Source organism: Pseudomonas sp. FDAARGOS_380, from assembly GCF_002591235.1.
Taxonomy (GTDB): Bacteria; Pseudomonadota; Gammaproteobacteria; order Pseudomonadales; family Pseudomonadaceae; genus Aquipseudomonas; species Aquipseudomonas salmasensis.
Genome location: NZ_CP023969.1, coordinates 3,540,001 through 3,552,141, shown reverse-complemented (window position 1 = coordinate 3,552,141; position 12,141 = coordinate 3,540,001). Strand labels below are relative to the sequence as shown.

The 12,141-nt window shown below is 55.5% G+C and carries 10 protein-coding genes, 2 tRNA genes and 3 rRNA genes (1 of these 15 only partly in view); 4 read left to right on the top strand and 11 right to left on the bottom strand.

Annotated features, from left to right (window positions below; all coding sequences use genetic code 11):
- The 5 genes from flgD to CRN80_RS16610 all read right to left on the bottom strand — a co-directional run bounded on the left by flgD (position 1) and on the right by CRN80_RS16610 (position 3,708).
- Positions 1-726 carry a flagellar hook assembly protein FlgD gene (gene flgD, locus CRN80_RS16630; RefSeq protein WP_032895651.1) on the bottom strand — a complete coding sequence of 242 codons (726 nt, stop codon included), beginning with the start codon at positions 724-726 and terminating at the stop codon, positions 1-3.
- A 16-nt stretch (positions 727-742) separates the two neighbouring features.
- A complete protein-coding gene (flgC, locus tag CRN80_RS16625; RefSeq protein WP_044267590.1) occupies positions 743-1,186 on the bottom strand; it encodes a flagellar basal body rod protein FlgC in 444 nt (147 codons plus the stop codon).
- Between the two features lie 3 nt (positions 1,187-1,189).
- On the bottom strand, positions 1,190-1,597 hold the full coding sequence (gene flgB, locus CRN80_RS16620) for a flagellar basal body rod protein FlgB (RefSeq protein WP_003193573.1): 408 nt from the start codon (positions 1,595-1,597) through the stop codon (positions 1,190-1,192).
- A gap of 308 nt (positions 1,598-1,905) precedes the next feature.
- Positions 1,906-2,733: a protein-glutamate O-methyltransferase CheR gene (gene cheR / locus CRN80_RS16615; RefSeq protein WP_014719581.1), complete on the bottom strand. Its 828-nt coding sequence runs from the start codon at positions 2,731-2,733 to the stop codon at positions 1,906-1,908.
- A gap of 42 nt (positions 2,734-2,775) precedes the next feature.
- On the bottom strand, positions 2,776-3,708 hold the full coding sequence (locus CRN80_RS16610; RefSeq protein ID WP_003193578.1) for a chemotaxis protein CheV: 933 nt from the start codon (positions 3,706-3,708) through the stop codon (positions 2,776-2,778).
- A 74-nt stretch (positions 3,709-3,782) separates the two neighbouring features.
- Here CRN80_RS16610 and flgA point away from each other — a divergent pair, with 74 nt between their 5' ends.
- The 4 genes from flgA to CRN80_RS16590 all read left to right on the top strand — a co-directional run bounded on the left by flgA (position 3,783) and on the right by CRN80_RS16590 (position 6,377).
- Entirely contained in the window at positions 3,783-4,547 is a 765-nt protein-coding gene (flgA, locus tag CRN80_RS16605) for a flagellar basal body P-ring formation chaperone FlgA (RefSeq protein ID WP_032895647.1), read from the top strand.
- 141 nt (positions 4,548-4,688) lie between these two features.
- On the top strand, positions 4,689-5,012 hold the full coding sequence (gene flgM / locus CRN80_RS16600) for a flagellar biosynthesis anti-sigma factor FlgM (RefSeq protein ID WP_098950612.1): 324 nt from the start codon (positions 4,689-4,691) through the stop codon (positions 5,010-5,012).
- Positions 5,013-5,060: 48 nt separating this feature from the next.
- Positions 5,061-5,531, top strand: coding sequence for a flagella synthesis protein FlgN (locus tag CRN80_RS16595; protein WP_014719584.1), 471 nt, complete (start codon positions 5,061-5,063; stop codon positions 5,529-5,531).
- Positions 5,532-5,627: 96 nt separating this feature from the next.
- Complete coding sequence (locus CRN80_RS16590; RefSeq protein WP_014719585.1) at positions 5,628-6,377, top strand: flagellar brake protein; 750 nt, start codon at positions 5,628-5,630, stop codon at positions 6,375-6,377.
- A 58-nt stretch (positions 6,378-6,435) separates the two neighbouring features.
- On the opposite strand, the gene CRN80_RS16585 is transcribed toward CRN80_RS16590, so the two are convergent.
- The 6 genes from CRN80_RS16585 to CRN80_RS16560 all read right to left on the bottom strand — a co-directional run.
- Positions 6,436-7,809: an MFS transporter gene (locus CRN80_RS16585; protein ID WP_098950611.1), complete on the bottom strand. Its 1,374-nt coding sequence runs from the start codon at positions 7,807-7,809 to the stop codon at positions 6,436-6,438.
- A 334-nt stretch (positions 7,810-8,143) separates the two neighbouring features.
- Positions 8,144-8,259, bottom strand: a 5S ribosomal RNA gene (gene rrf, locus CRN80_RS16580).
- 158 nt (positions 8,260-8,417) lie between these two features.
- Positions 8,418-11,307: ribosomal RNA gene (locus tag CRN80_RS16575) — 23S ribosomal RNA — on the bottom strand.
- 247 nt (positions 11,308-11,554) lie between these two features.
- A tRNA-Ala gene (locus tag CRN80_RS16570) sits at positions 11,555-11,630 on the bottom strand.
- A gap of 30 nt (positions 11,631-11,660) precedes the next feature.
- Positions 11,661-11,737 (bottom strand) — tRNA-Ile (locus tag CRN80_RS16565).
- 160 nt (positions 11,738-11,897) lie between these two features.
- Positions 11,898-12,141, bottom strand: a 16S ribosomal RNA gene (locus CRN80_RS16560) (it continues 1,293 nt past the right edge of the window).
- The 16S, 23S and 5S rRNA genes sit together here with 2 tRNA genes alongside, the layout of an rRNA operon.

Here is a 12,141-nt window from a genome sequence, read left to right as displayed (position 1 = left end):
CTATGTACCGATAGTCTGAATTTGCGACAGCTTGACGCTGCCCATGCCGCCTGCAAGGTTGAGCAGCATTTCGCCGCCGGTCTTGCTCAGGGTCACGCTGGTGACCGTGGCGGGCAGCGAAGTGGTCAAGGCCACTGCGTCGCCTTTGTCGTTCTTGGTGGTGGCATTGAAGGTGTAGGTGCCTGCTGGGGCAACCTCGCCCTTGTCGTTCTTGCCGTCCCAGATAAAGCTCTGGGCGCCGGCACTCTGGGCACCCATGTCAACGGTGCGCACCACATTGCCGTCTTTGTCGGTGATCTTGACGGAGACATTGCCCACCGCCGCGGTCACATCCACCGAACCGGTCATGCTCTTGCTGGTATCCACCATGGCCTTGTCGGTCTGGATGATGATCGAGCGCCCCACCAGCGACGAAGCCTGCAGCGCCTGCGACGAGCTGAAGTTGCTGGAGATGTTGTTCACCGAGTCGTTCAGGGTGTTGATGCCTTCCAGGCTGCTGAACTGTGCAAGCTGCGCGACGAACGCGCCGTTGTCCTGGGGCGACAGCGGGTTCTGGTTTTTCAGTTGGGTGACGAGCAGTTGCAGGAACGCATCCTTGCCCAGCGACTGGTTGCCCGTCGCCGTCTTGGAAGCGTCGCTGACGCTGCTGTTGTTCGTCGCGGTCTTGACCTTGGAATTGAAAAGGTCCTGAACCGCCGTGTTGTTTGACGTATCAACGATGGCCATTATTTGGCGCCCCTTATCACTGACCCAGGGTCAGAACCTTCTGCATCATGGTTTTGGCGGTGTTCATCATTTCCGCGTTGGTCTGGAACGAGCGACTGGCGGAGATCATGTCAGCCATTTCCTCGACCACGTTGACGTTGGGGTAGTAGACGTAGCCCTTTTCGTTCGCGGCCGGGTGGTTGGGCTCGTAACGGGCCTCCAGGTTGCTCTGGTCTTCGACCACGCCCAACACCTGCACACCGGAGCCGGCGGCGTCCTGGTTCTGGAACAACGAATCGCTGCCGCTTGCCTGCCCCCCTTGGAACATGGTGGCGAACACCGGGTGGCGGGCGCGATAGGTCTGGTCAATGCTCGAGGAGACGGTTTCGGCGTTGGCGATGTTACTGGCGACGGTGTTCAAACGCGTGGTCTGCGCGCTCATGCCACTGCCGGCAATATTGAAAACACTGGACAGGGACATGGCTTACTCTCCACGCAGGGCTGACATCAGCCCTTTGAATTTGCTGTTGAGCAGGGTGAAGCTGGCCTGGAAGTTCACCGAGTTTTCGGCGTAGTTCGATTGCTCCAGCTGGGCGTCGACGGTGTTCTGGTCGATCGACGGCTGCATCGGTGTGCGATACAGCAGCGACTCGTCACCCTTGCTCAGGCCTTGCGCTTCAATATGACGGCTGTTGGTCATATTCAAGGCGAAGGTGCCGTTCTTGGTCTTGTCCTGTTGTGCGGCGAGCACAGCGGAGAAGTCCAAGTCCCGAGCCTTGTAGTTCGGGGTGTCGGCATTGGCAATGTTGTTGGCCAGGACTTCGGCACGCTGGGCGCGGAAGCCCAGGGCTTGTTCGTGGATACCGAGCGCTTTATCGAAGCTGATGCTCATGGCGGAAACCTTTAGGCTGACCTGCTGTTCGTTAGCAGGGTTATAGCAAGGTGCATGCCAATCTTGCGGGAGCCCGTATATCAAGGGTTTCGAGGGGAGTTGCCGGCGACTCTGCCAGAAAAGCGGCAAGCGATTTCCGCGTAGTGCCATTAAAGCGGCAATCGGCAGTTGCCGCTTTCAGTAGGGCTGGCGCATAACAAATGTGGGAGCGGGCTTGCTCGCGAATGCGGTGGGTCAGCCAATTTATCTCTGGCTGACAGAACGCATTCGCGAGCAAGCCCGCTCCCACATTTTTGATCGCGTGCGGCTTACTTGGCCTGGTAGATGATCCCAGGGCTGCATTGCACCATCTGGAAGTGATCCGGCAGCCCATTGAGCGCCTCGGAAGCACCGAGGAACAGATACCCTCCGCGCTTGAGGGTGCCGTGGATGCGCAACAGGATGTCTTTCTTCACTTCAGCCGAGAAATAGATCAGCACGTTGCGGCAGAACACCATGTCGAACTTGCCCAGGCTGGCGTAGCTGTCGAGCAGGTTGAACGAGCGAAATTCGACGCGGTTCTTGATCGGCGCCTTGATCGCCCAACGCCCTGCCCCTTTGGGATCGAAGTAGCGTTGCAGCCGTTCCTGGGACAACCCTCGGCCCAGCGCCAGGCTGTCGTACTCACCGGTCTTGCAGTTGGTGAGCATGGTGCCGGACAAGTCCGTGGCCACAATTTGCGCGCCGGCTTTCAACTGACCCATGTTGGTTCGCTCGAACTCGTCGATGGACATCGAGATCGAGTACGGCTCCTGCCCCGAAGAACAGGCCGCCGACCAGATACGCAGGCGCTGGCCCGGGCTGGCCTTTATGGCTTCCGGCAACACTTTGTTCTTGAGCACTTCAAAGGGATAGGTATCGCGAAACCATAAGGTTTCGTTGGTGGTCATGGCATCGACCACCATTTCCTTGAGCCCACTGCGCGGCTGACCCTGGATCCGCTGGACCAACTCACCCAGGGATTTGATGCCCTGCTGTTCCATCAGCTTGTTGAGGCGGCTGGATACCAGGTACTGCTTGTTTTCACCGAGCAATATGCCACAGGCTTTTTCCAGGAAGACCCGGAACTGTTCGAAATCCAAATTACCCGTAGACAATGATGCCGCCTCTTAAATCGTGTGACCGCCAGGGGACATCCCCTAGCCGTGATCTGCTGCCTTGATCCGGTCGACTACCCGGGATGCGAGGTCATCAGGACGGAATTTGGCCAGAAAGTCATCCGCACCGACCTTCTTGACCATTGCCTGATTGAATACCCCCGACAACGAAGTATGCAGGATGATATGCAATTTTTGCATGCGTGGATCGTTACGTATCTCGGCCGTGAGCGTGTAGCCATCCATTTCCGGCATCTCGATGTCAGAGATCATCATCAAGAATTCTTCTTCAGGCTTCTTGCCTTCGTCCGCCAGCTTGCGCAGGTAATCCAGGGCTTGGCGCCCGTCATTGAGGGCCACCACCTCCACCCCGACGGTTTGCAGGCAACGTGTGACCTGCTTGCGCGCCACGGAAGAGTCGTCCACGGTCAACACGCGCAGCGAAACCGCCTTGTGTGCCGTTTCGGCATCCACCACACCGACGGAAATAGTTTCCGAGGTGGGGGCCACTTCGGCGAGGATCTTCTCCACGTCGATGATTTCCACCAACTGGTTATCGACCCGCGTCACCGCCGTCAGGTAGTGATCGCGCCCTGTGCCCTTGGGCGGCGGATGGATCTCTTCCCAGTTCATATTGACGATGCGCTCCACCGAGCGCACCAGGAAACCCTGGGTCTTGGTGTTGTATTCGGTGATGATCACGAAAGGGTTCTGACGGTCTTGCAAACCCGCAGCCCCCGTGGCCATTGCCAGGTCAAGAATCGGAATGGTCGCGCCACGAATGTTGGCCACGCCACACACTACCGGACTGGACTTGGGCATGATCGTCAATTTGGGACATTGCAGCACTTCACGCACTTTAAACACGTTGATGCCATACAACTGATTGCCATCCAGGCGGAAAAGCAACAACTCCAGGCGATTCTGCCCTACCAGCTGTGTGCGCTGGTTTACTGAATCCATTACACCTGCCATGCCCAGACTCCTAAATCCTAGGGGTACGACGCGTACCCAACACTAAACGGCACGAGCTTTGCTATTTACTGAGTATGGATATTAAAACGACAGTTTCCCGACACCCTGGCCGCTCACGCTACCGCAGACTGCTCTGCGCCGCGATGGCGCTGCTTGTCTCGGGCCTGGGCGTCACGGCCCGCGCCGACAACGTTACCCTGCCTGATCTACTTATCGGCGTCACCCAAGGCTTTCTTGAGTTCACTGTAGAAGATTATCTGGCGACCACCCAGACGCCGGGGCGTTATGAAATCCAGGTCAACCAGTTGGACCCACGCTTGCGCATGCCACTGTGCGACAAGGAATTGACAGCCACCCTGGAAAGCCCCGCCCAGCCCATCGGCCGTGTGACCGTAAAGGTGCGCTGTGAGGGCGCCTCGCCCTGGACGGTTTTCGTACCGGCTCAGGTCAAGCTGTTTCGCGATGTAGTGGTGGTGGCGCGACCGTTGAAGCGCACCGGCATCATCGGCTACGACGATGTGGCGTTGCGCGAGCGGGACATCAGCCTGATCAACCAGGGCTACCTGACGTCGCTGGACCAGGCCGTCGGGCAAAAACTCACGCGACCGGTGGTCACCGACCAAGTCCTCACGCTGGTTCATCTGGAACAGGCCGAGGTCATTCGCAAGGGTGACCAGGTGGTGATTTCCGCCAGCAGTGGCGGTCTGAACGTCAGGATGCCGGGCGAGGCGTTGTCCAACGGCGGCATGAGCGAACAGATCCGCGTCAAGAACCTCAACTCCAATCGCGTGATCAAAGCACGGGTCACGGCGCCGGGCCAGGTCGAGGTGGCGCTATAGATGACTGGAATCAAATGCCAGCTTTTCCTACACTGTGTGCTGGATATTGAGCCGAACATGTTTATTGTCAATCGAGCCTAAAGTTTGCCCGGGTATGGCCGAAAACATGGCAAGCGTCCAAATACCCAGAGGTTTTTCAACATGGTCATTGATTTCAATCGTTTGAATAACGCCCCGGCCTTGCCCGGCAATACGCGCACCGGCGGTGCCAAGGACAGCGTAGAAACCAAGGCGCAGCCCTTGCCTGCCAAAACAGAGCAGGCCGCCGTCAGCCAGAGTGGGGAATCGGTACACCTGAGCAATGAGGCTCAACAGTTGCAGAAGGTCACTGACTCGCTGCGCGATCAACCCGTCGTCAACAAAGCCCGCGTGGCCGAGTTGAAACAGGCGATCGCCGATGGCAGCTATAAAGTCGACAGCAACCGTGTAGCCAGCAAGCTGCTCAACTTCGAAGCCGAGCGCTAGGCAAAGGCCTGCGCAGGGCTTTTGGACGCTTAAAACCCAAGGCCAGCCATGCACCACGACGAACATTTGCTCCAACTGATCATTGATGATCTGGCACCGACGCAACAATTGCTCGAGCTGCTTAAGGAAGAATCTCTGGCCTTGTACGGCCGAGATATGCCCTTGCTGGAAGAAATCCTGGCGCGCAAACAATCGCTGATTGTCTTGCTCGAACAGCATGGCAAGAAGCGTAGTGAGATTCTGATCAGCCTGGGCCTGCCTGCCGATCATGATGGCCTGGCACAACTGGCCAGCCACTCTTCAGTGGGCGATCAACTGCTGGCACAAAGCAAAGAGCTCAATCATTTGCTTGCCCAGTGCCAGGAAGCCAACCTGCTCAACGGTCAGTCGATCCAGCTCCAGCAAGCCACCACCGCCAATCAGCTGCGCATACTGCACGGCGGAGAGCCTCCGGCCCTTTACAACGCCCAAGGCTCCACCTCACGCCTGGTCAAGCCAAGCACCCGCAGCCAAGCCTGACGCCGGTTTACAGCGTGACCTATCCAAGGCGCGCTACATACTGGCAAAATGCCGGTTCTTGCGTGTAGTCGTATTTTGCCTGGAGATGGAAGAACCGTGTTCAACGCCCTTAATGCGGAAGATGCACCGCAGCCACCCAAGGTGCTCACCACGCCTCTGGAAATCGCCAGCACGTTGCGGATGCTGCAAGAAAGTCATGACCCGCTGATCATCACTTTCCACGAACGCAGCCAGCGCTTCCAGAGCTACCTGGTGGACATCGACCGGGACAGCAAGACGCTGGTACTGGACGAAATGATCCCCCGTGACGGTGAACGCTATCTTGAGAATGGCGAAGCTTTCCGTATCGAAGGTTTCCATGAGGGTGTGCGGGTTGCCTGGGAAAGCAATGGCACCTTGACCATCAGCGAAAAAGGCGGCCACCGTATCTACAGCGGCAGCCTGCCCGGCGAAGTGGTTTACCATCAACGACGTAATGCCTTCCGCGCCGCCCTCAAGCTCGCGCAATTGGTGGACATTCAGTTGGGTGGCGAGAAGCTCAAGGCGCCTATCAGCGGTAAGCTGCTGGATATCTCGGCAACCGGCTGCAAATTGCGCTTTGAAGGCGATATCTCCGAGCGTCTGCAGTTGGGCCAGGTCTATGACCGCTTTATCGCTGCCCTGCCCTTCGGCAGCATGACCACCTCTGTGGAACTGCGCTACCTGCACTTTGAAGACAAGATCAACACCACCTTTGCCGGCGTGCGCTTTCACAACATGAGTGGTTTGGTACAGCGCCAAGTGGAGCGCTTTGTCTACCAATTACAACGTGAAGCTCGGCGCTTCGATAAAGACGACGATCTTTAAGCATTAAACGCTGAGATAAAAAACGGGCAGATCCTGATGGGATCTGCCCGTTTTCCGTTCAGGGGCGCGCCCTGCTCAAATCATGGGGATGTTCGTCCGGGTCGGGTGGCTCGTGCGGTTCTTCGCTCGTCGGCTCCTCGATTTCAGGGGCAGGCTCTGGATCAGGCACAGTGACTTGCATCTGCTCCTGTACCACCTGCTCATCCACCCGCGGATCAAGGGCAGCCACCAAGGGCGAACTGGACATGCTGTCGGGCATCGCCACGTGATGCAGCGGTGCGTCGTCGACCTGATGCAGGTTGGTCACAGCCTTGGGTCGAATGCGCCACACCAGGATCAACGCACACAGGCTGAAAAACGCATAGAGCATCTGGCTGCCGAATAGCTTCATCACCACACCGGCCAACAGCGGCCCCACGCTGGCGCCGATCCCGTAGGTCACCAGCAACATGGCCGTCAGTGATACCCGACGATCACCTTCCACATGGTCGTTGGAAAAGGCCACAGCCAAAGGGTAAAGACAGAACTGCACCAGCGAACAGAAGAAGCCTGCCACGAACAGTACTTCCAACGGTACCTGCGTCATGATTGCCAACGGCAAAGCCGTTATCGCCAGGCACAAGGCAAAGCAGCGAATCAGCAGTGCGCGGTCATAGCGGTCCGACAACCAGCCCAGCGGCCACTGCACGACCAATCCAGCAAAAATGCAGCTACCCATGAACAGGCCGACTTGCTCAGTCGTCAGGCCCTGCTGAGAGGCGTAGAGCGGTGCCAAGCCGTAGAACGAACCGACGATCAACCCGGCGCCCAACACGGTGCTGAGCGACTGCGGCACGCGCTTGATAAAGAAGCGCGGCTCCATCGGGGCCGGGTGCAGTGGGGCCGGGTGAATGCGTCGAGTCATCGCCACCGGGACCAGGCACAGCGCGAAGCACAGCGCCACGAGCATTAACAGCTCAAGCCCCAGATGGGGATGCATGACCAGGATCAACTGGCCCAGTACCAGCCCAAGGTAGGACGCAATCATGTAGCCGCTGAACACTACGCCACGCTGCTTGGCATCCGCCTGCTCATTGAGCCAACTCTCGATAACCATGTACTGGCACATCATCCCCAGGCCCACGATCATCCGCAGCACAATCCAGGCTGGCAGCCAATCAACCAAACCGTGACCCAGCACTGCTGCGCCGACGATCCCCGCGCAGGTGGCGTAGGCACGAATATGCCCCACCCGGGCAATCAGGCGGTGCCCGAGCTTGCCGCCCAGCACCAAGCCAAAATAGTTGGCAGCCATCAGTGCACCCACCCACAGGCTGTCGACATTGTCTGCTGCCAGGCGCAAAGCCAGATAAGTACTAAGCAGGCCGGAGCCGATCAGCATCATCAAGGAGGCGAAATAAAGGGCTCGAAAAGATTTCCAGATCTGGCGCATCGGCGTTCCGAGCGGCTCCTTGCGGTAAGGGGTAGGGCTATCAGCATGATAGTCCGGGGCAGTTGAATCCGGACAGGCGGCAGGGCCTGTTTACGGGGATTATTTTGTTTCACAGCTCAGACGCTACGTGAGTGTCTGTGAGGTACATAACCGTGGAGATAAATACACGGCGCACCACCTGTGAACCTTGATCACACGCAAGGTTCGACTGGTATTCGGGTATCTGTACAAAAGGCTTCAATGGAACGCTATGCAGGCTTTGGAAGTTGGCGTTCTTTTCGAGCGCCCAAAACAAAACCCCAACTGCTTTCGCAATTGGGGTTTCGGAATTTAATCTTGACGATGACCTACTCTCACATGGGGAAACCCCACACTACCATCGGCGATGCATCGTTTCACTGCTGAGTTCGGGATGGGATCAGGTGGTTCCAATGCTCTATGGTCGTCAAGAAATTCGGGTACTGAGTCGCGGCCAGTTGGCCTCGCTTCAGCAAATTGGGTAAGTGATAGATCTCGGTGTTTTGTGAGCGTCGAACTTTCGGTTCATTTTCGTCTTCACACACCGCAATCTGATGCTCGTTAGAGTAGTCAAATTGCTTGGGTGTTATATGGTCAAGCCTCACGGGCAATTAGTATTGGTTAGCTCAACGCCTCACAGCGCTTACACACCCAACCTATCAACGTCGTAGTCTTCGACGGCCCTTCAGGGAACTCAAGGTTCCAGTGAGATCTCATCTTGAGGCTAGTTTCCCGCTTAGATGCTTTCAGCGGTTATCTATTCCGAACATAGCTACCCGGCAATGCCACTGGCGTGACAACCGGAACACCAGAGGTTCGTCCACTCCGGTCCTCTCGTACTAGGAGCAGCCCCTCTCAAATCTCAAACGTCCACGGCAGATAGGGACCGAACTGTCTCACGACGTTCTAAACCCAGCTCGCGTACCACTTTAAATGGCGAACAGCCATACCCTTGGGACCGGCTTCAGCCCCAGGATGTGATGAGCCGACATCGAGGTGCCAAACACCGCCGTCGATATGAACTCTTGGGCGGTATCAGCCTGTTATCCCGGAGTACCTTTTATCCGTTGAGCGATGGCCCTTCCATACAGAACCACCGGATCACTAAGACCTACTTTCGTACCTGCTCGACGTGTCTGTCTCGCAGTCAAGCGCGCTTTTGCCTTTATACTCTACGACCGATTTCCGACCGGTCTGAGCGCACCTTCGTACTCCTCCGTTACTCTTTAGGAGGAGACCGCCCCAGTCAAACTACCCACCATACACTGTCCTCGATCCGGATAACGGACCTGAGTTAGAACCTCAAAGTTGCCAGGGTGGTATTTCAAGGATGGCTCCACGCAGACTGGCGTCCACGCTTCAAAGCCTCCCACCTATCCTACACAAGCAAATTCAAAGTCCAGTGCAAAGCTATAGTAAAGGTTCACGGGGTCTTTCCGTCTAGCCGCGGATACACTGCATCTTCACAGCGATTTCAATTTCACTGAGTCTCGGGTGGAGACAGCGCCGCCATCGTTACGCCATTCGTGCAGGTCGGAACTTACCCGACAAGGAATTTCGCTACCTTAGGACCGTTATAGTTACGGCCGCCGTTTACCGGGGCTTCGATCAAGAGCTTCGCGTTAGCTAACCCCATCAATTAACCTTCCGGCACCGGGCAGGCGTCACACCCTATACGTCCACTTTCGTGTTTGCAGAGTGCTGTGTTTTTAATAAACAGTCGCAGCGGCCTGGTATCTTCGACCGGCATGAGCTTACGGAGCAAGTCCTTCACCCTCACCGGCGCACCTTCTCCCGAAGTTACGGTGCCATTTTGCCTAGTTCCTTCACCCGAGTTCTCTCAAGCGCCTTGGTATTCTCTACCCAACCACCTGTGTCGGTTTGGGGTACGGTTCCTGGTTACCTGAAGCTTAGAAGCTTTTCTTGGAAGCATGGCATCAACCACTTCGTTAACTAAAAGTTAACTCGTCATCAGCTCTCGGCCTTAGAATCCCGGATTTACCTAAGATTCCAGCCTACCACCTTAAACTTGGACAACCAACGCCAAGCTGGCCTAGCCTTCTCCGTCCCTCCATCGCAATAACCAGAAGTACAGGAATATTAACCTGTTTTCCATCGACTACGCTTTTCAGCCTCGCCTTAGGGACCGACTAACCCTGCGTCGATTAACGTTGCGCAGGAAACCTTGGTCTTTCGGCGTGGGTGTTTTTCACACCCATTATCGTTACTCATGTCAGCATTCGCACTTCTGATACCTCCAGCAAGCTTCTCAACTCACCTTCACAGGCTTACAGAACGCTCCTCTACCGCATCACTTACGTGATACCCGTAGCTTCGGTGTATGGTTTGAGCCCCGTTACATCTTCCGCGCAGGCCGACTCGACTAGTGAGCTATTACGCTTTCTTTAAAGGGTGGCTGCTTCTAAGCCAACCTCCTAGCTGTCTAAGCCTTCCCACATCGTTTCCCACTTAACCATAACTTTGGGACCTTAGCTGACGGTCTGGGTTGTTTCCCTTTTCACGACGGACGTTAGCACCCGCCGTGTGTCTCCCATGCTCGGCACTTGTAGGTATTCGGAGTTTGCATCGGTTTGGTAAGTCGGGATGACCCCCTAGCCGAAACAGTGCTCTACCCCCTACAGTGATACATGAGGCGCTACCTAAATAGCTTTCGAGGAGAACCAGCTATCTCCGAGCTTGATTAGCCTTTCACTCCGATCCACAGGTCATCCGCTAACTTTTCAACGGTAGTCGGTTCGGTCCTCCAGTTAGTGTTACCCAACCTTCAACCTGCCCATGGATAGATCGCCCGGTTTCGGGTCTATTCCCAGCGACTAGACGCCCTATTAAGACTCGCTTTCGCTACGCCTCCCCTATTCGGTTAAGCTCGCCACTGAAAATAAGTCGCTGACCCATTATACAAAAGGTACGCAGTCACCCAACAAAGTGGGCTCCCACTGCTTGTACGCATACGGTTTCAGGATCTATTTCACTCCCCTCTCCGGGGTTCTTTTCGCCTTTCCCTCACGGTACTAGTTCACTATCGGTCAGTCAGTAGTATTTAGCCTTGGAGGATGGTCCCCCATATTCAGACAAAGTTTCTCGTGCTCCGTCCTACTCGATTTCATGACTAAGAGATTTTCGCGTACAGGGCTATCACCCACTATGGCCGCACTTTCCAGAGCGTTCCGCTAATCTCAAAGCCACTTAAGGGCTAGTCCCCGTTCGCTCGCCACTACTAAGGGAATCTCGGTTGATTTCTTTTCCTCAGGGTACTTAGATGTTTCAGTTCCCCTGGTTCGCCTCTTGCACCTATGTATTCAGTACAAGATAACCATCTTATGATGGCTGGGTTCCCCCATTCAGACATCTCCGGATCAAAGTCTGTTTGCCGACTCCCCGAAGCTTTTCGCAGGCTACCACGTCTTTCATCGCCTCTGACTGCCAAGGCATCCACCGTATGCGCTTCTTCACTTGACCATATAACCCCAAGCAATCTGGCTATACTATGAAGACGACATTCGCCGAAAATTCGAATTTCTCAATTAAGAGAACTCACAAATTTTACCTTAGCCTGATCCGTTACCAGTGAAAGTAACGTTCAGTCTATCTTTCTATCACATACCCAAATTTTTAAAGAACGAACTAGTCAAAGACTAGAAATCAACATTCACCATCACAACGATGGAATGCTCATTTCTAAGCTTTATACAAACAGAAGCAGTAGTGGTGGAGCCAAACGGGATCGAACCGTTGACCTCCTGCGTGCAAGGCAGGCGCTCTCCCAGCTGAGCTATGGCCCCGTATTTCTACAGGCGTTTCCCACACAAAATTGGTGGGTCTGGGCAGATTCGAACTGCCGACCTCACCCTTATCAGGGGTGCGCTCTAACCAACTGAGCTACAGACCCAATTTCGAGCTGCTAAGGCCGACCTCACCCTGCTCTTTACCACAGAGCATGGGGTGCGCTCTAACCAACTAAGCTACAACCCTTTAGGCTGCTTCTTTCGTCTTCTTCAATGAATCAAGCAATTCGTGTGGGAACTTATGGAGCAGCTGATGTCGTCGATTAAGGAGGTGATCCAGCCGCAGGTTCCCCTACGGCTACCTTGTTACGACTTCACCCCAGTCATGAATCACACCGTGGTAACCGTCCTCCCGAAGGTTAGACTAGCTACTTCTGGTGCAACCCACTCCCATGGTGTGACGGGCGGTGTGTACAAGGCCCGGGAACGTATTCACCGCGACATTCTGATTCGCGATTACTAGCGATTCCGACTTCACGCAGTCGAGTTGCAGACTGCGATCCGGACT

Bases quoted from the DNA above. Each gene is read 5' to 3' on its own strand.
- flgD (WP_032895651.1), bottom strand. From the start codon at position 726: ATGGCCATCGTTGATACGTCAAACAACACGGCGGTTCAGGACCTTTTC.
- CRN80_RS16595 (WP_014719584.1), top strand. From the start codon at position 5,061: ATGCACCACGACGAACATTTGCTCCAACTGATCATTGATGATCTGGCA.
- CRN80_RS16610 (WP_003193578.1), bottom strand. From the start codon at position 3,708: ATGGCAGGTGTAATGGATTCAGTAAACCAGCGCACACAGCTGGTAGGG.
- CRN80_RS16585 (WP_098950611.1), bottom strand. From the start codon at position 7,809: ATGCGCCAGATCTGGAAATCTTTTCGAGCCCTTTATTTCGCCTCCTTG.
- flgA (WP_032895647.1), top strand. From the start codon at position 3,783: ATGGATATTAAAACGACAGTTTCCCGACACCCTGGCCGCTCACGCTAC.
- flgB (WP_003193573.1), bottom strand. From the start codon at position 1,597: ATGAGCATCAGCTTCGATAAAGCGCTCGGTATCCACGAACAAGCCCTG.
- flgC (WP_044267590.1), bottom strand. From the start codon at position 1,186: ATGTCCCTGTCCAGTGTTTTCAATATTGCCGGCAGTGGCATGAGCGCG.
- flgM (WP_098950612.1), top strand. From the start codon at position 4,689: ATGGTCATTGATTTCAATCGTTTGAATAACGCCCCGGCCTTGCCCGGC.